Source organism: Methylobrevis albus, assembly GCF_015904235.1.
GTDB lineage: Bacteria > Pseudomonadota > Alphaproteobacteria > Rhizobiales > Pleomorphomonadaceae > Methylobrevis_A > Methylobrevis_A albus.
In genome coordinates this window covers 171,680-194,265 of record NZ_JADZLT010000036.1, presented here as the reverse complement: position 1 = coordinate 194,265, position 22,586 = coordinate 171,680, and the positions used below count along the sequence as shown (strand labels likewise).

The window sequence follows — 22,586 nt, the reverse complement described above, 5'->3', positions numbered from 1 at the left end:
CTCAACGCCATCATCCGGGACAAGAAACCATGGCAAAGCGCTTGACCCGAAACACAGTCGCTCCCCCGCTTCGCAGGAGAGGGGACGATGGGCGATAGGGCCTTCGCCCCACGAAGGCTGCGCCGAATCGAAGCGCCGATGAGGCGAACGCGCTAACCTCCTTCGTCCCCTCTCCTGCGAAGCGGGGGAGGGACAGGGAGAGGGGCGCCCCACGGCAAGGCCCGACCTACACCAGCGCCCGATCCAGAAACGCCAGCCAGTTGCCGCTCAGCAGCTTCTCCGTCAGCTCCTCCCCGAACCCATGCTGCCGCATCGCCTCGACCAGCACCGGCAGCCCGGCCGCGTCGCCGATCGTGGCGGGCACTTCCGCGCCGTCGAAGTCCGAGCCGAGGCCGACGTGGTCCTCGCCGGCGAGGTCGATCATGTGGTCGAGGTGGCGCAACATGTCGCTGAGTGGCGTGTCGGCGCGCATCTGGCCGTCGGGGCGCAGGAAGGCGGTGGCGAAGTTGAGGCCGACCATGCCGCCGCTGTCGCCGATCATGCGGAGCTGGTCGTCGGTGAGGTTGCGGGCGTGCGGCGAGACGGCGTGCGCGTTGGAATGGGTCGCGACCAGCGGCCGGTCACTGAGGCGGGCGACATCGCGAAAGCCTGCCATCGTCATGTGCGCGAGGTCGACGATGATGCCGAACTCGTCGCAGCGCTTCACCAGCGCCTTGCCGAGGTCGGTGAGCCCCGGGCCGGTGTCGCCGTCGGACGGATAGCGGAACGGTACGCCGTGGCCGAAGATCGTCGGCCGGCTCCAGACCGGGCCGAGCGAGCGCAGGCCCGCGGCATGCAGCACGTCGAGCATGTGGAACGCCGGGTCGATCGCCTCGGCGCCCTCGATGTGGAAGATCGCCGCCAGCGCCCCGCGCCGGATCGCCGCGCGCACCTCGACGCCGCTGCGGCAGACGGCGAAGGCGCCGTCGCTCGCCCGCTCGGCGCGCACGAGCAGCGCCGCGAGATGCGCGATCCGCGCCTGCGCATAAGTGAGCTCCAGCGCCGGCGGCAGCGGCAGGTCGTAAGCCGCGCCGCTCATCTCGAAGGCGGTGGGCAGGCCGTCGTGCGGCGGCGGCGCCCAGAGCGCGAAGAAGCCGCCGACCAGCCCCCCGGCCCGCGCCCGCGGCAGGTCGATGTGCCCTTCACCGTCGCCGCGCAGGAAATCGGCGACCGGATCGGCCGTCGCCTTCACCGCGAGCCGGAGCAGCGTGTCGTTGTGGCCGTCGAAGACGGAGAGGGGGGCGCCAGGGGCAGGGGATGTCATCCCCCGATCCTAGAGATTCGCCGGCCGAAGGAAAGCGGGGGAAGTTGTCTGTTGGATTGGCGGATGAGGTTCGGGGCCAAACATCAAAAATGAAGAGTGTCTCTTGACAGATATTTATATTTATATTAAATTCTAATCATCAGCGGTTGCCTGATAAACATCTCTGCTAAGGAGTCTGAGACATGGTCGAGTATGATGCGCGTCGGGGAGCAATTTTTCCCAGTCGTCTCGCAAGAATTATGAAGGAAAAACGGCTCAGTCAGTCTGAGATCGCAAAAAAAGTTGGGTATACGCCGACCGCAATTTGGAACTGGCTGCAAGGAAATACATTGCCGAGACCGGAAACTTTGGCCTCCTTGGCGGAAACATTGAATGTTAGAGAGGAATGGTTGATGGGGGAGACTGAGCAGCGCTCAAGGGGCCCAATTGATGAAGGTATTGAAGCAACCGAAGTAGAAGACGAATCTGGGATTGAGGGCGAACCGCAGGTTTTCTCAATTTCGCTTCTAGTTGAATCGCTGCGAACCGAACTGGCATCAGCCACTGGTTTTGAGCTCGAGCAAATTAAAATAAAGGTGGAATTTGCTTCGTAAAATTAAATGTAAAATTCTATAAGGATGCTCGCTGCGCGGCCTCTCACTGAAGGCCCGGCAGGGAGCATCCCCAACTTGAAAGGCCTCAGCCGCCCGCAGCCCGAAAGATCTGCTGGCGGATGCGGCCGTCTTCCATCGGCTTCGGGGTCGCGAACGTCATGCCGAGCGCCTGCCAGACGTCGACGAGCGCGTCGGCGAGCTGCTCGATCAGCAGGTCGTCGTGCAGCGGCGTCGGGGTGATGCGCAGCCGTTCGGTACCACGCGGCACGGTCGGGTAGTTGATCGGCTGGATGTAGATGCCGTGCTTCTCGAGCAGGAGGTCGGACGCCTGCTTGCAGAGATCCGGGTCGCCGACGAGCAGCGGCACGATGTGCGTCTCGCTCGGCATCACCGGCAGGCCGGCGGAGGCGAGCACCGCCTTGGTGCGGGCGGCCTGGCGCTGCTGGCCCTCGCGCTCGGCGCAGCTCTGCTTCAGGTGGCGGATCGAGGCGGTCGCAGCGGCGCACAGCGCCGGCGGCAGCGCCGTCGTGAAGATGAAGCCCGGTGCGTAGGAGCGCACGGCGTCGACCAGCGACGCCTTGCCGGCGATGTAACCGCCCATGACGCCGAAGCCCTTGGCGAGCGTGCCCTCGATGATGTCGATGCGGTCCATCACGCCGTCGCGCTCGCAGATGCCCGCGCCGCGCGCGCCGTACATGCCGACCGCATGCACCTCGTCGATGTAGGTGAGCGCGCCGTACTTGTCGGCGAGGTCGGCGATCGCCTCGATCGGGGCGACGTCGCCGTCCATCGAATAGACCGATTCGAACACGATCAGCTTCGCCCGGTCGCGGCCGGCCTGGCGCAGCAAATCTTCGAGGTGATCGAGGTCGTTGTGGCGCCACACCTGCTTGGCGACGCCGGCGTTCTTGACACCGGCGATCATCGAGGCGTGGTTGAGCGCGTCGGAGAGGATCAGGCAGTCGGGCAGCAGCTTGGCGATGGTCGAGATCGCCGCCTCGTTCGAGACGAAGCCCGACGTGAACAGCAGCGCCGCTTCCTTGCCGTGCAGGTCGGCGAGTTCGGCCTCGAGCTGCACCAGCGGATGATTGGTGCCGGAAATGTTGCGCGTGCCGCCGGCGCCGGCGCCCATGCGCGTCGCCGTATCGGTCATCGCGGCGAGCACTTTCGGATGCTGGCCCATGCCGAGGTAGTCGTTCGAGCACCAGACGGTGATCTCGCGCGTCTCGGTCTCCCGCCGCCACAGGGCGGTGGGGAAGCGACCGGCAACCCGCTCGAGGTCGGCGAAGACGCGGTAGCGCTGCTCGTCCTTGAGCGCGGCTACGGCGGTCTCGAAAATCGCGTCGTAGTTCATGCCAACCCTTAGAGCGTTTCCAATCCACGGCCACCTTATAGCGCCATGGGCCGGATGTCGAAAGTCACTTTGCCGCGCGACTTGTAGAGACCGCGCATGACGCGGTCGGGGACTTTCGGGCCCATCCGCATTTTCATTTAGGCGCCCTCGGCAGCGCCGCGCGTTGATCCGGATCAACCCGCCCGGATCAACCCGTCTGGATCAACCCGTCTCGATCAATCCACCCAGGGCCGATCCCGTTCCCATCCTGCGCCCGGCGACTTACCGGATCGTTTCGGTCCGCGCCTGTCGGTAGATGGAAACAGCGGCCGCCCGGTCAACGGCTTCTTTATGTTTCTTGGGCAAGCTCCAAGCATGGCCGTCCACGTCCGCGAACGCGGGCGCGGCGTCGAGGCCAGTCCGATTTTGCGCGAAGGTGCCGCGAGGGTGCAGCTCGATCTATCGTCCCTGACCTTCCTGGTGGTCGAAGACAGCGCGTACATGCGCACCATCCTGCGCACCATGCTGCAGGGGTTCGGCGCGCGCCGCATCGTCGAGGCGGAAGACGGTGCCTCGGGCCTCGAAGCGATGGACCGCGCCAATCCGGACATCCTGATTCTCGACTGGGTGATGCCGATCCTCGACGGCGCCGACATGGTGCGGATGATCCGCACGCCGAAGAACCCGTTCGCCTACATCCCGATCATCATGGTCACCGGCCACACCGAGCGCAGCCGCATCGTCGAGGCGCGCCGCCTCGGCATCCACGAACTGCTGTGCAAGCCGATCTCGGCCAAATCGCTCTATCACCGCGTGCAGAGCGTGATCGTGTCGCCGCGCGACTTCGTGAAGACCCCGACCTATTTCGGCCCCGCCCCGCGCGAGGTCCGAAATCGCCAGAACATCTGGCAGGTCGGTTCCGGCGAGCAGCAGGACGTCGCCTGAGTTTTATTGGGGGGCGGCTGCCGCTCGGACGTCATTTCGGCGCTCCGCCGACACCCTCTTCCCCCCTCCGTCGTCATTCCCGACCCCTCCGTCGTCATTCTCGACCCTCTCCACCGTCATTCCCGCGAAAGCGGGAATCCAACTCACCACACGTGTGGCGATGAAGGACGGGCGGCGCGCCTGCGGCCACCGGCGCCACCGCCCCCGCGGATGGTTGGATTCCCGCTTTCGCGGGAATGACGACGGAGAGGAACGAGAAGGCGGCTGCGCAGCGAACGACGGCACGGGCCCAAGGCGCGCTTCGGGGCGCCGGGGCCGCAATGGCCCGCCCGACATCGCCTGGGCACGCACGGTCCTGCCCGCACGATTACCTACCCCGCCGTTTCAGCCGGTCGCGACCCATCTCATGACACCTCCGATGAACTCGCGGCGCCGCAGCTGCGTCCCACTGTGTGGCTCCCCGCCGAAGCCTGACCCACGGCTGCGACAGTTCATCCTTCAGCCCCGATGGATCATCCGGCCAAGCGGCTGATCTCGAAGCCTATTCCAGGGCAGCAACGTCAGATGGAACAACATCGCCCGCTTCGCGTTGAGCCTATTCACTCTCAACTGCACGGGCTGGATTTTCAAATCCGGTGCGAACAAATCTGCGTTGTCAAGGTTGAAAACATATTATCTCGCGGCTAACTCCGGCCGGGAGCCTGACGACGTTCAAGCTGAAAGGACTTTCTATGTGCGGGATTTGCGGAGAACTGACGTTCACCGGTCAGCCGGCGGACGTCGGCGCGATCGCTGCCATGAATGAGACCCTGGCGCCGCGCGGGCCGGACGGATCCGGCGTCGTGGCGCGTGGCCGGGTCGCTCTCGGCCATCGCCGCCTGAAGATCCTCGATCTCAGCGAGCGCGCCGAGCAGCCGATGGTCGACCCGGCACTCGGCCTCGCCATCGCCTTCAACGGCTGCATCTACAATTTCCGTGAACTGCGCGCCGACCTCGAGGCGAAGGGCTATTCGTTCTTCTCCGGCGGTGACACCGAGATCATCCTGAAGGCCTACCACGCCTGGGGCCCGTCCTGCGTCGAGCGTTTCCACGGCATGTTCGCCTTCGCGATCCACGAGCGCGAGACCGGCCGCGTCGTGCTGGCGCGCGACCGCTTCGGCATCAAGCCGCTCTATATCGCCCGCACCAACGACCGCCTGCGCTTCGCCTCGACGCTGCCCGCGCTGGTCGCGGCCGGCGGCGTCGATACCGGCGTCGATCCGGTGGCGTTGCACCACTACATGAGCTTCCACGCCGTGGTGCCGGCGCCGCGCACCATCCTGAAGGGCGTCGCCAAGTTGCCCCCCGCCACGGTCCGTGTCATCGAGCCGGATGGCCGCGAGACCGACACCGTCTACTGGCGCCTCGACTTTTCCCGCGGCGCGCGCGAAGAGGCAATGAGCGACGTCGACTGGCAGGACCGGGTGCTGGCCGCCCTGCGCAAAGCGGTGGAGCGCCGCCTCGTCGCCGACGTGCCGGTCGGCGTGCTGCTGTCGGGCGGCGTCGATTCCTCGGTGATCGTGGCGCTGCTCGCCGAGGCCGGCCAGAGCGGCCTCAAGACCTTCTCGGTCGGCTTCGAGAGCGTCAACGGCATGGAGGGCGACGAGTTCGTCTATTCCGACATCGTCGCCAAGCGCTTCGGCACCGACCACACCCGCATCTTCGTACCGTCGAACGAGATGTTGGCCGCGCTGCCGGGGGTGATCACCGCCCAGTCGGAGCCGATGGTCTCCTACGACAACGTCGGCTTCTACCTGCTCTCCCAGGAGGTGGCCAAGCACGTCACCGTGGTGCAGAGCGGGCAGGGCGCCGACGAGGTCTTCGCCGGCTACCACTGGTATCCGCCGCTCAGCGGCGCCAACGATCCGGTCGGCGACTACGCCCGCGTCTTCTTCGATCGCACCCATGATCGCCTGCTCGAGCAGCTCAACCCGGATTACTGGACCCCGGCCGACGAAAGCCGCGCCTTCGTCGAGGCGCACATGGCAATGGCCGGCGCCGACGATCCGGTCGACAAGGCGCTCCGCCTCGACAGCACGGTGATGCTGGTCGACGACCCGGTGAAGCGCGTCGACAACATGACGATGGCCTTCGGCCTCGAGGCGCGCGTGCCGTTCCTCGACCACGAGCTCGTCGAGCTCGCCGCGAAGATCCCGCCGCGCCACAAGGTGGAGGGCGGCGGCAAGAAGGTGCTGAAGGACGTCGCCCGCAAGCTGCTCCCGGCCGAGATCATCGACCGCAAGAAGGGCTACTTCCCGGTGCCGGCGCTGAAATACGTCGAGGGCCCGGTGCTCGAGATGGTGCGCGACACGCTGACCTCGCGCGCCGCCCGCGACCGCGGCCTGTTCCGCCAGGACTACATCGACGGGCTACTCGGCGACCCGAAGGCGGCGATCACGCCGCTCGGCGGCTCCGAACTCTGGCAGGCGGCGACCCTGGAGCTCTGGCTCCAGGCCCAGGCTGCCTGAAGCGAGACCGCCTGAGGCGAGACCGAACCGGGCGGTGCCGCGCGCTGCGCCGCCGCCCGGAAAGGTCCGCGACCACGAAGGGGAATACGTCATGACCACCGCCACCGCCGCCACGGCCGAACCCACCGCCAGCGATGCCCGCGCCATCGACGCCGCCGTCGAATGCGGCTGGGGCCGACTCGTCTTCGGCCAGAGCTTCGCCGATCCGGCCGCCCTCGTCGACGTGATGCGCGCCGAGTCGCCCGGCCGGCGTGACATCGCCTTCTACATCGCCGACCCGCACGTTGTGCTGGCGGCCGCCCCGCACGAGCTGTTCCTCGACCCCTCGCACACCTTCCGCCTCGACCTCGAAGGCTACCGCCCGCCCGAGGCGCCGCCGGCGGCCTTCGAGATCCGCGACCTTGCCGGCAACGCCGACGTCGACGCCGTCAACCGCATCTACGGCGCCCGGTCGATGATGACGATCCCGCCCCACCTCTTCGACCGCATGGCGGCGGAGAACGTCGTCACGGTGCTGGTCGCCGTCGACGCCGCCGGCCAGGTGCTCGGCACCGTGATGGGCGTCGACCACGCGGCCGCCTTCGGCGATCCGGAGAAGGGCTCGTCGCTCTGGTGCCTCGCGGTCGATCCGCAGGCGCCCGCCCCCGGCGTCGGCGCCGGCCTCGTCCATGCGCTGGCGAGCCTCTACGCCGCCCGCGGTGCCGCCTTCATGGATCTCTCGGTGATGCACGACAACGCCGAGGCGATCGCGCTCTACGAGAAGATCGGCTTTGCCCGCGTGCCCTACTTCACGCTGAAGCGGAAAAACTCGTTCAACGAGAAGCTCTTCACCGGCCCGGTGCCCGAGGCCGAGCTCAACCCCTATGCCCGCCTGATCGTCGACGAGGCGCGCCGGCGCGGCATCGACGTCGAAGTCACCGACGCCGAGGGCGGCTTCTTCCGCCTCAGCTACGGCGGCCGCGCCATCATGTGCCGCGAGAGCCTCACCGACCTCACCTCGGCGATCGCGGTCTCGATCTGCGACGACAAGGCGGTGACGCGCCGGGTGGTCGAGCGCGCCGGCCTCGTCGTGCCGGCGCAGATCGAAGCCGACGACGCGGCCGCCCGCGCGGCCTTCCTCGCCGAGCACGGCGCCGTGGTGGTAAAACCCGCCCGCGGCGAGCAGGGCCGCGGCGTCGCCGTCGGCATCGACAGCCCGGAGGCGCTGGAGGCGGCGGTCGACGTCGCGCGCCGCGTCTGCGACCGCGTCATCGTCGAAAGCTGCGCCGAGGGCGAGGACCTCCGCCTCGTCGTCATCGACTACAAGGTGGTCGCAGCGGCGATCCGCCGGCCGCCGCGCGTCTTTGGCGACGGCCGCAGCGCCATCCGCGAGCTGATCGAGCGCCAGAGCCGCCGCCGCGCCGCCGCGACGGGCGGCGAATCGACGATCCCGCTCGACGTCGAGACCGAACGCTGCGTCGCCCGCAGCGGTCTCGGTCTCGACGACGTCGCGCCCGAGGGGGCGGAGATCGTTGTCCGGCGCACCGCCAACCTCCACACCGGCGGCACCATCCACGACGTCACCGACATCGTGCATCCGGTGCTGATTGACGCGGCGGTGAAGGCGGCAAAGTCGATCCAGATCCCCGTCACCGGCATCGACCTCCTGGTGAAGGCGCCCGACAAGCCCGACTACGTCTTCATCGAGGCGAACGAGCGCCCGGGCCTTGCCAATCACGAGCCGCAGCCGACCGCGGCGCGCTTCATCGACCTCCTGTTCCCGCAGTCGATGCCGATGGCCGCACGGCTCGCCGAGCGCCGCGCCGAGGGGATGCGCAACTGATGGGCCGGCTTTCGATCGACGCCGGCTACATGCTGGACCGGCTCGCCGCCCTGCTCGAGATCCCGAGCCCGGCGGGCTACACCGACATGGTGGTGCGCGAATGCACCGCCGAACTGCAGCGCCTCGGCGCGCAGGTGGAACTCACCCGCCGCGGCGCCATCCGCGCCTTCACGCCGGGCAAGACCTCTAAGGGTGCGCGGGCGATCATCGCCCACGTCGACACCCTCGGCGCGCAGGTCAAGGCGCTGAAAGACAACGGTCGGCTGGAGCTGGTGCCGATCGGCCACTGGTCGGCGCGCTTCGCCGAGGGCGCCCGCTGCACGATCTTCACCGAGAAGGGCGCCTGGCGCGGCACGATCCTGCCGCTGAAGGCCTCGGGCCACACGTTCAACGAGGAAGTCGACACCGCCCCGATCGGCTGGCCGCACGCGGAACTCCGCGTCGATGCGCTCACCCGCAGCCGCGCCGACTGCGAGCGGCTGGGCTTTGCCGTCGGCGACATCGTCGCGATCGACCCGCAGCCCGAGTTCCTCGACAACGGCTACGTCGTCTCGCGCCACCTCGACGACAAGGCCGGCGTCGCGGCGATGTTCGGCGCGCTCGAGGCGATCCTGCGCGAGAAGGCGGAACTCCCGGTCGACACCTTCTGGCTGTTCTCGATCGCCGAAGAGGTCGGCGTCGGCGCATCGTCGCTGCTTACCCGCGACGTCGCCTCGCTGGTCGCCATCGACAACGGCACCGCGGCCCCCGGCCAGGCCTCCGACGAATTCGGCGTCACCATTGCGATGGCCGACCAGACCGGGCCGTTCGACTATCACCTGACCCGCAAGTTGATCCGCCTCTGCCGCGACCACGACATCCGCTACCAGCAGGACGTCTTCCGCTACTACCGCTCCGACAGCGCCTCGGCGATCGAGGCCGGCGAGGACGTGCGCACCGCGCTGATCACCTTCGGCGTCGACGCCTCGCACGGCTACGAGCGCACCAACGTCCACGCGCTGCGCTCGCTCGCCGAACTGGTGACGGCGTATCTGACCAGCCCGGTGGAGATCACGCGCGACGCGGAAAGCGTGTCGGGGATCGAGGGGTTCACGACCCAGCCGATGCAGGAGGCGCGGGCGGCGCACGAACCGGTGGTGCCGCGGCCGCATCGGGCTTGAGGGGTTCTGCGACGTCGGACGGGGTTTTGAGCCCGGGATACGCCGTTACCCCTCCCGACCCGGCTTCGCCGGGCCACCCTCCCCACGAGGGGGAGGGATGTTTGCCGGCTAAGATCTAGAAAGTTGCCGCCTTTGGCGGAGCCGGCTGATCAGCATTTCGACCCTTGCGCAGACTATGCCGCACCACATCCCTCCCCCTCGTGGGGAGGGTGGCCCGGCGTAGCCGGGTCGGGAGGGGCCAGCAGCCTCTCAACGATCTCTAAGCCCCCGGCCAAACCCACCCCTCACTCCGGCCCACACCCCGCCGACGTCGGCGCCCCGTCGTCCCGCGCACTCAGCCAGTCCACCGCCGTCTGCCGGAACCGGGTCAATCCCTTGTACTCGGCAAGCTCCGGCGGCAGGCTCGCCAGCACACGCGCGAGGCGCCGCGTCCACTTCGGCACCGTTGCGATTTCATCCAGCGAGATCAGGTAGCAGCGGATCGAGAACACGATCGCGTTCGAGCGCGGCAGCCGCCACAGCCCCTGCAACTCGACGCGCAGGTGCAGCTTCGAACCGACGTTCTCCGGCGTGATCGTGGTGCGGTCGGTGCCCCACTTCGGATAGTTTTCCGGGCTGGTGTCGAGCCGCGGGTTCACCGTCATGGTCCAGTTCAGCCGCCGCACCGGCTGGCCGAGGCGGAGGTTCAGGAGGAACTTCAGCGCCCGCTCGAACACGCCCATCTGGTGGGCGAGCGGCACCGGGCCATGCCACTCCATGAAGTTCATGCCGATGTCGAAGTCGAGCGACCAGTCCGCCTGGCAGGTGATGATGCCGGCGTCCATCCAGAGATTGCCGTCGCGCTGGTCGAGCAGGCAGAAGTCGCCCTGGCACTGGCGGCCGACATATTCCATCGGCCCCTGCGGCAGGGTCGCCGCATCGCCGAAGGTGAACGCCTGCGCGATGCCGAGCGGCCGGTTGGTCCAGTGCCAGCGGTCGCCGTCCTGGCGCAGCGCAAAGTGTTCGGGGTAGTCGCGGGTGAGCGACGTCATCACCAGTTCAAGAAAGTCCCACTCCGCGGTGATCATGTGCGGCAGCGACTGGCAGCGCAGCGGATCGTCTTTCAGCACCAGTGCGCGGTCGGCGAGTTCCGAGACGTAGTGTTCGTCGACGTCGAGCGCGAATTCGGTGGCGCTGCCCTTCGGCCCCGGCACGTGCGGCTCGATGTTGACCGCATACATGTACTTGTCTTCGTGGAACGGAAACGGAAACCGCCGCACCGCTTCCGGACTGTTGCGGAAGGTGAAGTCGTCGCGGAAGGTCTCGGTCCTGAACGCGATGCCCATGACGGCTCTCCTGATGTGTCCCTGCCGGCGTGTGCCGGATGGGGGAGTTCATTTCCGGACGGCGGTGTCGCCCGCTCCGCCGTCCGCGACGTTCTCCCCTGTGCCCAAACGTCTCGGGCCGTCATTCCCGCGAAAGCGGGAATCCAGCTTACCGCCCGGGGCGGTGTGTCTGTGCGTCGCTGCCGCGCCGCGCGTGCCTCTCTTCTGCATCAACCTCTCGGGCCGTCATTCCCGCGAAAGCAGGAATCCAACTCACCGCGAGGGCGGTGCGCATGTGTTCCGCTGCCACGCCGCGCGTCCCTCTTTTCTGCACCAACCTCTCGATCGTCATTCCCGCGAACGCGGGAATCCAACTCACCGCGAGGGCGGTGCGCATGTGTTCCGCTGCCGCGCCGCGCGTCCTTCGTCTCCGCACCCGCGGCGCGTTGGATTCCCGCTTTCGCGGGAATGACGGCGGAGGGGTCGGATGACGGCGGAGCGATCGGAAGAACGCGGAGAGGTGGACTTGGCGGCGAAGCGGGCGGCCATCCCTCGGAAGCCTCCCCCCTCACACCACCAGCGTCACCTCTCGCCCCTTCAGCCGCGAAATACAGATCATCACCTTCTTCCCCGCCGCCTTGTCCGCGTCCGAGAGAAAATGGTCGTGGTGCTCCAGCGTGCCGTCGCAGGCGACCACCGCCGTCTCGCATTCGCCGCAGGCGCCGCCGCGGCAGAGGTAGCGGGGCGCGAGGCCGGCGGCTTCCAGCGCTTCCAGCATGCTTTGATCGGCGGCGACCGGCACGATCCGGTCACTGCCGGCGATGCGGATATCGAACGGATCGCCGGAGGGCGGGCTGGCGAAATGCTCGGCGTGGAGGTGCTGCTCCGGCCAGCCGGCGCACCGGCCGGCATCCAGCGTCGCGGTGATCAGCCGCTCCGGGCCGCAGACGTAGAGGTGCGTGCCGAGCGGCTGGTGCGCGACGAGGGCGGCGAGGTCGAGCCGGGCGCCGCGGTCGGAATGATAGAAGTGCACGGCGCCGCCGTAGCGCTGCATCAGCAGGTCGGCGAAGGCGCAGTCGTCACTGGTCCGGGCGGCGTAGTGCAGTTCGAAGCGGTCGCCGCGCGCCGCCGCCTGGGCGGCCATCGCGAGGAACGGCGTGATGCCGATGCCGCCGGCAACAAAAAGGTGTTTTCGCGCCCGGGCGACGAGGGGGAAGAGGTTGGCCGGCGGCGCGATGAAAAGCTCCGTGCCCGGCCGCACCGCCTCGTGCATGAAGGCCGAGCCGCCGCGCCCGCCCTCCACCTTCTCGACGCCGATCTCGTAGAACGCGGTCTCGCCGGGAGCGCCCGTGAGCGAATAGGGGTTCTTCAGCGGCCGCGCCCCGCCCGCCGGCATCGACACGGTAACGTGCGCGCCGCCGGAAAACGCCGGCAGCGCCCCGCCGTCGGCCGGCTCCAGCCGGAACCGCTTCACCCGCCGCGCCACTTCCTCGACGTCGCGGACGCGCACTCTGATCTGCGGTGCGATCATCGGAACACCTCCTCGGCCACCGGCGCCTCGCTCGGATCCTCGGCATTGACGCAAACGCCCTGGAAGGCGCCGAGCCGGCGGGAATAGTGGTCGCGCACGGTGAGCGGCAGGGCGCAGTGGCTGCAGGCGACGACAGAGGTCGTCACGTTCTCCGTAAAGCCCTTGCAGTGGACGCACTGGACGCGGCGGGCGAGCGAGCCGCGATGCTCGGCGGCAATGGTGAGGTGGTCGATGCCGTGCCCGGCGGCGAGCGCGATGACGCGGCCGATGAAGCCCTCGGTGCCGGTCACATAGAGCGCCGTGCCCATGCCGGCGGTGGCGAGCATGGCATCGAGGCGGAACAGCAGCGTCTCGATCGAGGGGAAGGTCGCGAGGCTGTCGGCACCGAGCGCGCCGAGCCGGCCCGCCGGATCCGAAGGGGCGGAGGCGCCGGCGGTGTAGAGGATGCTCGCCTTCGCCGCAAAATCGGCCGCTCCCGCGGCAACGAGCTCCGCCACTGCCGCCGCGCCTTCACCCTCGGCGGCGATCAGGTGCCGCTGCGCGAAGGGCCGCGGCGCGAGGCCGGGATAGACCGGCCGGCTCTTGTTCGTCGACGTCAGCATCGTCCAACTCCACCACGCCTGCTCACTCGGCTCCGTCATCTCCGCGCAAGCGGCGATCCAGCCATCCGCGGGGGCAACGTCCGCCGGGATCGAGGTCTCGCCACCTGTCCCCCTCCGCTCCCTCTCAACTCCGTCATCCCCGCGAAAGCGGGGATCCAGCCATCCGCGGGGGCAACGTCGATGGGGATCGAGGTCTCGCCACCTGACCCCCCTCCGCTCCCTCTCGGCTCCGTCATCCCCGCGAAAGCGGGGATCCAGCCATCCGCGGGGGCAACGTCCGCCGAGATCGAGGCCTTGCCACCCGATGCCCTCCGCTCCCTCTCGGCTCCGTCATCCCCGCGAAAGCGGGGATCCAATCATCCACCGGGGCAACGTCCGCCGGGACCGAGGCCTTGCCACCCGATGCCCTCCCAGCCCGCTGACAGTTGGATCCCCGCTTTCGCGGGGATGACGATCCGTCCGGGGGGCGAGCGCGAAGACAAACCGCGGGCCAACGCCTCCGAGCCCCCTCTCACCCCTTCGCCGACCGCTTCTTCTTCTCCGGGTCATCAAACGGCAGGGTGTGGGCGATCGCCGGGCCGGTCACCGTCTTGCCGCGCACTTCCAGCGCCGTGCCATGCACAGCGGCGGCCACGTCGAGGCGGGCGATCGCCATCGAGCGGTTGGTCAGCGTCGAATACATGCCGCAGGTGATAACGCCGACCTGGCGGCCGTCCTGGAACAGCAGGTCGCCTTCCGCCGTCGCCGTGTCGCCCTCGACCAGCACGCCGAAGATCTTGAAGCGCTCGCGGCCCTTCAGCTTGTAGTGCTGCTCGAAGCCGCGGAAGCCGGTCTTGCCGGGGCTCACCGTGAAGTCGAGGCCGAGTTCCCACAGCGTGTCGCCCGGCGGCTCGTCGGCGAACGGGTACATCTGCGAATTGTCGTAGGGATAGAACAGCAGGTAGCTCTCGACCCGCAGCATGTCGAGCGTGGTGAACCGGCACGGGATGATGCCGAGTTCGGCACCCTCGCCGAGGATGGTGTCCCAGATCAGCGGCGCGTCCTCGCCCTTGCAGAAGATCTCGTAGCCGCGCTCGCCGGTGTAGCCGGTGCGCGAGATCATCACCGGCTTGCCGAACAGCCGCGTCGCCATGTGCTGAAAATAGGGCAGGTCGCGGATGCCGGGCACATGGCGGGCGAGGTAGTCGACCGCCAGCGGCCCCTGCAGCGACAGATCGTGCAAATCGTCGTCGAACAGCACCGCGCAATTGCGCCCGAGGGCGGCCCGGGTCAGTTCCTCGTGGCCGGAGCCGGAGCCGTGCACCACCATCCAGGCGTTCGGGCCGGTGCGGTAGAGGATGCAGTCGTCGGTGAAGTGGCCGGCGTCGTTCAGCATGCAGGCGTAGGCCGCCTTGCCGGGGAAGATCTTGGTGACGTCGCGCGTCGTCGCCTGATGCACGATCGCATGGGCATGTGGGCCGACGAGATGCACCTTCTTCAGGCCCGACACGTCCATCAGACCGGCCTTGGTGCGGATCGCGACGTGTTCCTCGTGCGGATCCTTGTCGTAGGACCAGGCGGTGCCCATGCCGCTCCAGTCCTCGAGCTTCGAGCCGAGTGCCCGGTGACGATCCGCGAGGACCGAGGTTCTCCACGACAGCGACATGCGGCAGCTCCCCTCACCGGCCATCCCGGCCGCATCCGATTTTCCTCACTGTAACTATTCTTTCGTGACGCGCAATTAGTGCCGCCCGCTGAGGCGGGCGCGAATTTTGGGCGGACGTCGGGAATTTTGCCTAGTTTTCGAGCAAATCGAATGTTGCATCGTCCGATTGCCATGCTCGGCGTGCACACCGGCCTGCGTTCACTGCCGATCAAGATATTTTCTTGTGAGGGCGCCCGATCGTCGGTAGCGTCGGTCCGCCGGTCGTCGAGCCGCCGGCTCCGCCAGAACCCCCGCGAGGGAGATCGCCATGCCGCCCGACGTTGTCACCGCGGCCCGACCGAAGTTCGTCACGCCGCGGAAATCCGCGCTCGACCCCGGCGTCGAGCGCTTCGTCGTGCGTGGCGGTGGCGCGATGGTGTTCGCGCTCGAGGCCGGCGACGTGCTGGCGCTGGCGCTCGCCGAGGGTGGCCAGGCGGTGGAGATCGCCGCCTTCAGCGCGGCCGGCCGCGACGGTCTCGCTCTGTTCGGGCTCGCCGGCGGCGGCGCGCCGGACGCCATCACCGCGATCCTTGCCGGTTCGGCCGAAGACGCCGCCCGTGTCCGCAGCGGTCTCGCCCGCCGCGGCCTCGATCTCGGCCGGGTTCGCGCAGCGCGCCTGTTCGGCGACGCCGCCCCGGCGGGGGCGACCGAACGCCTGCTCGCCGAGGCCGCCGCCACCGTCGTCGTCGCCGCCCCCACCGGCCCCGGCAGCGTCTGGGAACAGGGCGCGCCGACCGACGTCGTCGCCGAAATCCGCCGCGCCCGCATCCTGCCCGCCGGCCAGTTCCGACTGCCCGAGCCGCTCGCCGAACCGCGCCTCGACATCGTCATCGATGCCGCCAGCGCCGTCTCCTTCGAGGTGTTCGCCGGCGAATACATCCAGATCGTCGACGTCGCCGGCCGGCAGTGCTCCGATTTCCTCGCCTTCCGCCGCAAGGCGCTCGACCGCGGCCTGCTGCGCGGCATCGAGGCGACGACCACCCGCACCATGACCGGCACGGCCTATCCGAAACCCGGCCTGCATTCGAAGTTCTTCGATCAGGACCGCCTGCCGCTCGTCGAGGTGGTGCAGGACACCGTCGGCCGCCACGACACGTTCAACCTCGCCTGCACCGCGCGCTACTACGAGGACATGGGCTACTTCGGCCATATCAACTGCTCGGACAACTTCAACGGCGTGCTCGAACCCTATGGCATCGACGCCTCGCGCGGCTGGCCGGCGATCAACTTCTTCTTCAACACCAACGTCGGCGCCGACAACGTGATCTGGGCCGACGAGCCGTGGTCGCGCGCCGGCGACTACGTGCTGATGCGCGCCCTCGACGACCTCGTCTGCGGCACCTCGTCGTGCCCCGACGACATCGACCCCGCCAACGGCTGGGTGCTGACGCCGATCCACGTCCGCGTCTACCCGGCCGAAAACCTCTTCAAACGCGCCGTCGGATACCGCATGACCCCGGACGCCCCGCTCGAGCTCACCCGCGAAACCGGCTTCCACGGCCGCCTCGCCGCCCTGACCCGCTCGTTCACCGAGTACCGCGGCTTCTGGCTGCCCACCTGCTTTGCCGCGGGTGGTCCTCAGGCCGAGTACCTCGCCTGCCGCGAGCGCGCCGCGGTGATGGATCTCAGCCCGTTGCGCAAGCTGGAGATTCTCGGCCCCGGCGCCGAGGACCTGCTGCAGGGCCTGATGACCCGCGACGTGCGCCGGCTCACCCCCGGCCAGGTCGTCTACACCGCGATGTGCCACGCCCACGGCGGCATGATCGACGACGGCACGCTCTTCCGTCTCGGCCCGAGCAACTTCCGCTGGGTCGGCGGCGACGACGCCGGCGTCAACTGGATCAAGGAGCAGGGCGCCCTCTCCGGCCTCGACGTCCACTTCCGCACCGCCACCGACAGCATCCACAACATCGCGGTGCAGGGGCCGAAATCGCGCGAGATCCTCGCCGAAATCGTCTGGACGCCGGACGGCCGGCCGACGGTTCCCGAGCTCGGCTGGTTCCGCTTCACCGTCGGCCGCATCGGCGGCTACGACGGCACGCCGGTGCTGGTCTCGCGCACCGGCTATACCGGCGAACTCGGCTACGAGGTGTTCTGCCACCCGTCCGACGCCGGCACGGTGTTCGACGCGGTGATGGCGGCCGGCGCGCCGCACGGCATCGCCCCGCTCGGCCTCGACGCCCTCGACATGCTGCGCATCGAGGCCGGCCTCGTCTTCGCCGGCTTCGATTTCGACGCCTCGACCGACCCGTTCGAGGCCGGCATCGGCTTTGCGGTGCCCGCGAAGAAGGCCGACGACTACGTCGGCAAGGCCGCGCTGGAGCGCCGCCGCGCCGCGCCGCACCGCGCGCTGGTCGGGCTGAAGCTCAGCGTTTCCGAGCACATCGGCCACGGCGACCCGGTTTTCGTCGGCCGTGCCCGCATCGGCGTCGTGACCTCCGCCACCCGCTCCCCCCACCTCGGCGCCACCATCGCCCTCGCCCGCCTCGACATCTCCCATGCGGCCCTTGGCACGGCAGTCGAGGTCGGCCGCCTCGACGGCTACCAGAAGCGCCTCGCCGCAGAGGTGGTGGCGTTCCCGTTCTACGATCCGGAAAAGACGCGGGTCAGGGCCTAGGGGGCTGGGCACCGCGGTGCGGAAACATCCCTCCCCCTTGTGGGGAGGGTGGCCCGCCGAAGGCGGGTCGGGAGGGGTTACGGCCTCTCAACGAACTCAGGCCGTGTGATTTCAGCCGACCCTCGAGGCGACAACTGGCGCCTTGCTTTGCGGAGCCGCCTTACCCCTCCCGACCCCGCCTCCGGCGGGGCCACCCCTGCTACGGAGCCACGGGTCTCCTTCGCCTGCTTCGCAGCCCCACAAGGGGGAGGGATGGTCCGCCACCGCCTTGCCAAAGCACCCCCGCCTCCTCACCCCCGCGGATAGACGATGATCGACAGATAGGTCATCGGCGACTGCAGCAGCTTTTCCGGGCCGTGCCGGGCCGCCGAATCGAACAGGATCGCGTCGCCGGGCTTCAGATGATACGAGCGGTCGGCGTGGGCGTAGATCACCTCGCCGGTCAGCATGTAGATGAACTCGATGCCGTCGTGCTGGAACTCGGTATAGGGCGCCGCGTCCTCGGTCAGCGTGATGAGATAGGGCTCGACCGTGATCGCCCCCGACAGCGAATGCCCGAGCAGCTCGTACTGGTGGCCGACCTTGGTGCCGCGGCGCTGGATGATCGCGCCCTGGCCGGCGCGCACGAAACTGCAGTCGCGCCGCTCCTCATAGGAGGCGAACAGCGCGGTGATCGGCAGGTTCAGCGCTTCCGCCAGCGTCTGCAGCGTCGACAGTGACGGCGAGATCTGGCCGTTCTCGATCTTCGACAGCATGCCGGTCGAAACGCTCGCCGCGGTGGCGAGCTCGGCGACGGTCAGATTGTTGAGCTTGCGATAGAACCGCACCTGCGCGCCGATGGTCTGTTCCAGCGTGCGCTTGACCGCGCCCGGGGCGCCCGATCCGGTCTGGTAGAGGTCGTCGTCGCTGGTCTCGGTCGCCGGCTCCGGCGCGCTGCTCGTCTGCTTCTTCACCATCGCGCTGTTGCGGCTCCCCCTCGCGGCGGTGTGGTGGCCGCCTCGGGCTCACAATGTCAGGGGCCGGGGCGGGTCGCAAGCGAGCGGAGCGCGGCGACATACGTCGTTCCCCGGAAGCTGGCACGCTTCTCGCTTAATCAAAACTGTTTCGTCTGGCGAAAACCGGAGGCCTCCGCGGAGGTGCTGCCGGCGCGAGCCGTGACGCTTGGCCTTCGGCCGGGGGATGAAGGAGAAAAGCGGGTATGGAACAGCAAATCACGGATCTTGCCGCGAAGGTCGCCGCGCTCGAAACGAGCTCGGCGATGTCCGGCACCATCAACATGGAAATCTTCTACTGGTGGTGTACGGCGCTGATGATCATCATCCACGCCGGCTTCCTCGCCTACGAAATGGGCGCGTCGCGCACGAAGAACGTGCTCGCGACCGGCATGAAGAACCTTCTCGCCTTCGCCGTCGTCGTGCCGACCTTCTTCCTGTTCGGCTGGTGGATCTATCTGGCGTTCCCCGCCGGCTTCTCCATCGACGAGGCCGCGATGGCCGGCCTGCCCTGGTCGGAGAACATGGGCCCGAATGCCCAGGACAACGCCAGCGGCATCTTCTGGGGCGCCTTCGCGCTGTTCGCGGCGACGACCTCGTCGATCATGTCGGGCGCCGTCATCGAGCGCATCCGCCTGTCGGCCTTCCTCGTCCTCGCCGTGGTGCTCGGCTCCGCGGTCTGGATCCTCGGCGCGTCCTGGGGCTGGCACCCGGCCGGCTGGCTGACCGCCTCCTGGGGCCTGCACGACGTCGGCGCCGCCGGCTGCGTCCACCTCATCGCCGGCGCCTTCACGCTCGGCGTGCTGATCAACCTCGGCCCGCGCATCGGCAAGTACAACGCCGACGGCACGGCGAACGCCATCAAGGCGCACAACATTCCCTTCGCCGTCACCGGCCTGATGATGATCATCGTCGGCTTCTTCGGCTTCCTCGGCGGCTGCATCATCTTCGTCACCGGCGACCAGTGGACCAACATCTACGGCCAGCCGGCGACCCTCTCGGCCTTCTCGTTCAACACGCTGATGGCCATGTCGGGCGGCATCATCGGCGCCTGGCTGAAGACGCGTGACCCGTTCTGGATGATGTCCGGCGCGCTGATCGGCATCATCTCGGCCGCCTCCGGCCTCGACTTCTGGTATCCGCCGATCGCCTTCCTGCTCGGCATCTTCGCCGGCGTGACGGCGCCGATGGTCGCGCGCTTCCTGGAAAAGAAGGGCATCGACGACGCCGTCGGCGCCGTCGCGGTGCACGGCTACGGCGGTGTGGTCGGCCTGATGGCCGTCGGCATCCTCGGCGCCGGCTACCCGAACATGAACGACATGCCGTCGGTCAGCTTCACCGGCCAGTTCGTCGCCCTGATCGTGTTCGCGGCGCTCGGCTTCGTTCCGGGCTACCTGCTGTCCTACGCCATGAAGGCGGCGAACGTGCTGCGCGTTCCCTACAACGTCGAGGTCGCCGGTCTCGATCTCGCCGAATCCACCATCGAGGCCTACCCGGAGTCGGGCGCGTCGCCCCGGCCGGTGACGTCGCCGTCGCCCGCCGCCGTCCCGGCCGAATGAACCGGCACCTGAAACTCGGAGGACGTTCATGAACTCTTCGCCCATCACGACCTGGGAAGGCGCCGGCGCCTACTTCACCTTCGCCGACAAGCCGGCGGTGATCGCCTTCTTCCTGCTCGCCGCGACCGTCGCCTGCTTCGGCGCGATCGTCATCGGCTTCCTGCACGAGAACAAGTCGTTCAAGAACTTCGAATGACCTCATCATCGGCGCCTCGGCGCCGGTGTCTCGATCCCGCAACGGATGGCCGCCGCAAGGCGGCCTTCTTCGTTTTAAGAAACTAATTTTCTTGATAGTGATCTGGTGCTAGCATCCGGTCATTCTCTGTCGGGAGGCCATCCATGTCGCTTCGTATTGCCGTCATCGGCGCGGGTCCGAGCGGACTTGCCCAGTTGCGCGCCTTCGCCTCGGCCGCGGCCGCCGGCGCCGAGGTGCCCGAGATCGTCGCCTTCGAGAAGCAGAGCGACTGGGGCGGCCTGTGGAACTACACCTGGCGCACCGGCCTCGACGGTCATGGCGAGCCGGTGCACGGTTCGATGTACCGCTATCTCTGGTCGAACGGCCCGAAGGAATGCCTCGAGTTCGCCGACTACGGCTTCGAGGAGCATTTCGGCCGGGCGATCCCGTCCTATCCGCCGCGCGCCGTGCTGTTCGACTACATCAAGGGCCGGGTGGAAAAGAGCGGCGTGCGCAGCTTCGTCCGCTTCGAGACGCCGGTGAAATGGGTGAGCTGGTCCGACGAGACGCAGCTCTTCACCGTCACGGTCAAGGACCTGAAGTCCGACACGGTGAGCTCCGAGACCTTCGACTACGTCGTCGTCGCCTCCGGTCACTTCTCCACCCCGAACGTGCCGTATTTCCCCGGCCTCGAGATGTTTCCCGGCCGCGTGCTGCACTCGCACGACTTCCGCGACGCCTGCGAGTTCACGGGCAAGAACGTGCTCGTCGTCGGCGCCAGCTATTCTGCCGAGGACATCGGCATCCAGTGCCACAAATACGGCGCGAAATCCGTCACCTTCAGCTATCGCACCCGGCCGATGGGTTTTGATTGGCCCGAGACGCTGTCGGAAGTGCCCCTCCTCACCCACGTCACGGGCAAGATCGCGCATTTCAAGGACGGCAGCAGCCGCGAGGTCGACGCCATCGTGCTCTGCACGGGCTACCTGCACCATTTCCCGTTCCTCGACGACAGCCTGCGCCTGAAGACCAACAACCGGCTCTGGCCGCTCGGCCTCTACAAGGGCGTGTTCTGGACGAAGAATCCGAAGCTGCTCTACATCGGCATGCAGGACCAGTTCTACACGTTCAACATGTTCGACGCCCAGGCCTGGTACGCCCGCGACGTCATCCTCGGTAAGATCGCGCTGCCCGACCCCGCGGCGATGGAGGCGGAAACGCTGGAATGGCGCGCCCGCGAGGAGGCGGTGACCAATCCCGAAGAGGCGATCGACTTCCAGACCGAATACGTCCGCGACCTGCTCGCCGCGACCGACTACCCGCACCTCGACGTCGATCACGTCGCGGCGCTGTTCAAGGAGTGGGAGCACCATAAGGTCGAGGGCATCCTCACTTACCGCGATCGCAGCTATCCCTCGACCCTGACCGGCACGGTCGCGCCCGTGCACCACACCCCGTGGATGCAGGCGATGGACGACTCGCTGGAAGCGTTCCTGAACGTGCCGGCGAAGGCCGCGGAATAGGGCAGGGCGGCCCCGCCGCCTCAGCTCGGAAAATGCTCGACGTGGGTCTCGGCGGTGCGGCCGATATAAAGGGCGCGCCGGCCGGAGAACGACACGACGTAGCCGGCGCAACCGGCGGCCACCGCCTTGCGGCAGAAGCCCTTGTACGTATAGCCGGGCACCTGCTGCTGTGCCTCGCGGATCGCCGCCTGCATCGCGCCTGCATCGAAGACAGGCGCGACCTCGGCCGCGACGACGTGAGTGGCGAGCTGGACGCTTTCGCCGCCCGGCAGATAGTAGGTCGCGGCCGCGCGCCGGAAATCGATCGCGTAGCTCTCGAACCCCGCCTGCATCAGCGCGCCGACGATGGCGGGAAACGGCATCGTGTCACCTTCGGCGCCAGCGAGGCAGGCTTCGGCGACGGACTTCAACTGATCCTGCATGGTGGGCCCTCCCCGTGTGGTTTCGAACGCGATCAGTCGATCGGGATGCTGCTCATCTCGCCGCGCTCCGCGAGGCGCTTCAGGAGCCGCTCGAAGCTGTCGCGCTCGGCGGGCGACAGGCCGGCGAAAAACGCGGCATCGTTGCGATCGGCGAGCTCCGCGAGGACCGGCACGAGCGCGTCCCCCTGCTCGGTCAACGCAAGGGTTTGCGCCCGGCCGTCGTGAACGCTCGCGTCGCGCCGGATCAGCGCCTTGGCGATCAGCCGGTCGGCGAGGCGGGTGATCGCGCCGCGCGTCAGGCCCATCTCGTCCGCCACCGCGCTCGGTGCGATCGGTGGCTTGCCATAGAGCGTCCGCAGCAGGCACCACTCGGCCACGGTGACGCCGGCATCGCCGAGCTTCGCCGCGAACGCCTGCGAGACGTGATTCGACACCATGCGCAGCCAGAAGCCGAGATGGCTGGTGAGTTCGGAAACTGGCGCTTTCAACGAGAGGTCCACCGCTTGGTTGATTA

The 22,586-nt window shown here is 68.0% G+C and carries 18 protein-coding genes; 9 read left to right on the top strand and 9 right to left on the bottom strand.

Features of this window, described 5'->3' with window-relative positions:
* Positions 1-226 precede the first annotated feature (226 nt).
* Positions 227-1,303 (bottom strand): dipeptidase, encoded by a 1,077-nt coding sequence (locus I5731_RS01235; protein WP_197309527.1) that lies wholly within the window; start codon positions 1,301-1,303, stop codon positions 227-229.
* 182 nt (positions 1,304-1,485) lie between these two features.
* On the opposite strand from I5731_RS01235, the gene I5731_RS01230 reads away from it, so the two are divergent.
* A complete protein-coding gene (locus I5731_RS01230; protein WP_197309526.1) occupies positions 1,486-1,896 on the top strand; it encodes a helix-turn-helix domain-containing protein in 411 nt (136 codons plus the stop codon).
* Between the two features lie 85 nt (positions 1,897-1,981).
* Here the strand turns inward: I5731_RS01230 and hemA are convergent, their stop codons facing one another.
* On the bottom strand, positions 1,982-3,250 hold the full coding sequence (gene hemA, locus I5731_RS01225) for a 5-aminolevulinate synthase (protein WP_197309525.1): 1,269 nt from the start codon (positions 3,248-3,250) through the stop codon (positions 1,982-1,984).
* A 426-nt stretch (positions 3,251-3,676) separates the two neighbouring features.
* Here hemA and I5731_RS01220 point away from each other — a divergent pair, with 426 nt between their 5' ends.
* From I5731_RS01220 to I5731_RS01205, 4 genes are all read left to right on the top strand, one after another.
* The gene (locus I5731_RS01220; RefSeq protein WP_197309524.1) at positions 3,677-4,174 is read left to right on the top strand and encodes a response regulator; all 498 of its coding nucleotides are present in this window, start codon (positions 3,677-3,679) and stop codon (positions 4,172-4,174) included.
* 731 nt (positions 4,175-4,905) lie between these two features.
* Positions 4,906-6,681 carry an N-acetylglutaminylglutamine amidotransferase gene (locus tag I5731_RS01215; RefSeq protein WP_197309523.1) on the top strand — a complete coding sequence of 592 codons (1,776 nt, stop codon included), beginning with the start codon at positions 4,906-4,908 and terminating at the stop codon, positions 6,679-6,681.
* Between the two features lie 91 nt (positions 6,682-6,772).
* Positions 6,773-8,503, top strand: a complete 1,731-nt coding sequence (gene ngg / locus I5731_RS01210) for an N-acetylglutaminylglutamine synthetase (protein ID WP_197309522.1) — start codon at positions 6,773-6,775, stop codon at positions 8,501-8,503.
* On the top strand, positions 8,503-9,663 hold the full coding sequence (locus I5731_RS01205) for an osmoprotectant NAGGN system M42 family peptidase (protein WP_197309521.1): 1,161 nt from the start codon (positions 8,503-8,505) through the stop codon (positions 9,661-9,663). The genes ngg and I5731_RS01205 overlap by 1 nt, the downstream gene beginning before the upstream one ends.
* 284 nt (positions 9,664-9,947) lie before the next feature.
* On the opposite strand, the gene I5731_RS01200 is transcribed toward I5731_RS01205, so the two are convergent.
* The 4 genes from I5731_RS01200 to I5731_RS01185 form a co-directional block, all read right to left on the bottom strand.
* Complete coding sequence (locus I5731_RS01200) at positions 9,948-10,988, bottom strand: heme-dependent oxidative N-demethylase family protein (RefSeq protein ID WP_197309520.1); 1,041 nt, start codon at positions 10,986-10,988, stop codon at positions 9,948-9,950.
* A 547-nt stretch (positions 10,989-11,535) separates the two neighbouring features.
* Complete coding sequence (locus I5731_RS01195) at positions 11,536-12,498, bottom strand: PDR/VanB family oxidoreductase (RefSeq protein WP_197309519.1); 963 nt, start codon at positions 12,496-12,498, stop codon at positions 11,536-11,538.
* Positions 12,495-13,100: a dimethylamine monooxygenase subunit DmmA family protein gene (locus I5731_RS01190; protein WP_197309518.1), complete on the bottom strand. Its 606-nt coding sequence runs from the start codon at positions 13,098-13,100 to the stop codon at positions 12,495-12,497. The genes I5731_RS01195 and I5731_RS01190 overlap by 4 nt, the downstream gene beginning before the upstream one ends.
* 511 nt (positions 13,101-13,611) lie before the next feature.
* Positions 13,612-14,745: an aminomethyltransferase family protein gene (locus I5731_RS01185; protein WP_197309517.1), complete on the bottom strand. Its 1,134-nt coding sequence runs from the start codon at positions 14,743-14,745 to the stop codon at positions 13,612-13,614.
* Between the two features lie 307 nt (positions 14,746-15,052).
* Between I5731_RS01185 and I5731_RS01180 the strand changes: the two genes are divergently transcribed.
* Entirely contained in the window at positions 15,053-17,401 is a 2,349-nt protein-coding gene (locus I5731_RS01180; RefSeq protein ID WP_197309516.1) for a DUF1989 domain-containing protein, read from the top strand.
* A 290-nt stretch (positions 17,402-17,691) separates the two neighbouring features.
* On the opposite strand, the gene I5731_RS01175 is transcribed toward I5731_RS01180, so the two are convergent.
* Positions 17,692-18,357 (bottom strand): helix-turn-helix domain-containing protein, encoded by a 666-nt coding sequence (locus I5731_RS01175; protein WP_197309515.1) that lies wholly within the window; start codon positions 18,355-18,357, stop codon positions 17,692-17,694.
* A 242-nt stretch (positions 18,358-18,599) separates the two neighbouring features.
* Here I5731_RS01175 and I5731_RS01170 point away from each other — a divergent pair, with 242 nt between their 5' ends.
* The 3 genes from I5731_RS01170 to I5731_RS01160 all read left to right on the top strand — a co-directional run bounded on the left by I5731_RS01170 (position 18,600) and on the right by I5731_RS01160 (position 21,650).
* Positions 18,600-19,952, top strand: coding sequence for an ammonium transporter (locus tag I5731_RS01170; protein ID WP_197309514.1), 1,353 nt, complete (start codon positions 18,600-18,602; stop codon positions 19,950-19,952).
* Between the two features lie 28 nt (positions 19,953-19,980).
* Entirely contained in the window at positions 19,981-20,148 is a 168-nt protein-coding gene (locus I5731_RS01165; RefSeq protein ID WP_197309513.1) for a hypothetical protein, read from the top strand.
* A 143-nt stretch (positions 20,149-20,291) separates the two neighbouring features.
* Complete coding sequence (locus I5731_RS01160) at positions 20,292-21,650, top strand: NAD(P)-binding domain-containing protein (RefSeq protein ID WP_197309512.1); 1,359 nt, start codon at positions 20,292-20,294, stop codon at positions 21,648-21,650.
* A 20-nt stretch (positions 21,651-21,670) separates the two neighbouring features.
* Here the strand turns inward: I5731_RS01160 and I5731_RS01155 are convergent, their stop codons facing one another.
* Together I5731_RS01155 and I5731_RS01150 are read right to left on the bottom strand one after the other, a co-directional pair.
* A complete protein-coding gene (locus I5731_RS01155) occupies positions 21,671-22,072 on the bottom strand; it encodes a DUF1398 domain-containing protein (protein WP_197309511.1) in 402 nt (133 codons plus the stop codon).
* Between the two features lie 32 nt (positions 22,073-22,104).
* Positions 22,105-22,509, bottom strand: a complete 405-nt coding sequence (locus I5731_RS01150) for a MarR family winged helix-turn-helix transcriptional regulator (RefSeq protein ID WP_197309539.1) — start codon at positions 22,507-22,509, stop codon at positions 22,105-22,107.
* Between the last annotated feature and the right edge of the window lie 77 nt (positions 22,510-22,586).

What these genes read in the sequence shown, in the direction of transcription:
- I5731_RS01235 (WP_197309527.1), bottom strand. Translation starts at nt 1,303, where the DNA reads ATGACATCCCCTGCCCCTGGCGCCCCCCTCTCCGTCTTCGACGGCCAC.
- I5731_RS01230 (WP_197309526.1), top strand. Translation starts at nt 1,486, where the DNA reads ATGGTCGAGTATGATGCGCGTCGGGGAGCAATTTTTCCCAGTCGTCTC.
- hemA (WP_197309525.1), bottom strand. Translation starts at nt 3,250, where the DNA reads ATGAACTACGACGCGATTTTCGAGACCGCCGTAGCCGCGCTCAAGGAC.
- I5731_RS01215 (WP_197309523.1), top strand. Translation starts at nt 4,906, where the DNA reads ATGTGCGGGATTTGCGGAGAACTGACGTTCACCGGTCAGCCGGCGGAC.
- ngg (WP_197309522.1), top strand. Translation starts at nt 6,773, where the DNA reads ATGACCACCGCCACCGCCGCCACGGCCGAACCCACCGCCAGCGATGCC.
- I5731_RS01205 (WP_197309521.1), top strand. Translation starts at nt 8,503, where the DNA reads ATGGGCCGGCTTTCGATCGACGCCGGCTACATGCTGGACCGGCTCGCC.
- I5731_RS01200 (WP_197309520.1), bottom strand. Translation starts at nt 10,988, where the DNA reads ATGGGCATCGCGTTCAGGACCGAGACCTTCCGCGACGACTTCACCTTC.
- I5731_RS01195 (WP_197309519.1), bottom strand. Translation starts at nt 12,498, where the DNA reads ATGATCGCACCGCAGATCAGAGTGCGCGTCCGCGACGTCGAGGAAGTG.
- I5731_RS01190 (WP_197309518.1), bottom strand. Translation starts at nt 13,100, where the DNA reads ATGCTGACGTCGACGAACAAGAGCCGGCCGGTCTATCCCGGCCTCGCG.
- I5731_RS01185 (WP_197309517.1), bottom strand. Translation starts at nt 14,745, where the DNA reads ATGTCGCTGTCGTGGAGAACCTCGGTCCTCGCGGATCGTCACCGGGCA.
- I5731_RS01180 (WP_197309516.1), top strand. Translation starts at nt 15,053, where the DNA reads ATGCCGCCCGACGTTGTCACCGCGGCCCGACCGAAGTTCGTCACGCCG.
- I5731_RS01175 (WP_197309515.1), bottom strand. Translation starts at nt 18,357, where the DNA reads ATGGTGAAGAAGCAGACGAGCAGCGCGCCGGAGCCGGCGACCGAGACC.
- I5731_RS01170 (WP_197309514.1), top strand. Translation starts at nt 18,600, where the DNA reads ATGGAACAGCAAATCACGGATCTTGCCGCGAAGGTCGCCGCGCTCGAA.
- I5731_RS01165 (WP_197309513.1), top strand. Translation starts at nt 19,981, where the DNA reads ATGAACTCTTCGCCCATCACGACCTGGGAAGGCGCCGGCGCCTACTTC.
- I5731_RS01160 (WP_197309512.1), top strand. Translation starts at nt 20,292, where the DNA reads ATGTCGCTTCGTATTGCCGTCATCGGCGCGGGTCCGAGCGGACTTGCC.
- I5731_RS01155 (WP_197309511.1), bottom strand. Translation starts at nt 22,072, where the DNA reads ATGCAGGATCAGTTGAAGTCCGTCGCCGAAGCCTGCCTCGCTGGCGCC.
- I5731_RS01150 (WP_197309539.1), bottom strand. Translation starts at nt 22,509, where the DNA reads ATGGTGTCGAATCACGTCTCGCAGGCGTTCGCGGCGAAGCTCGGCGAT.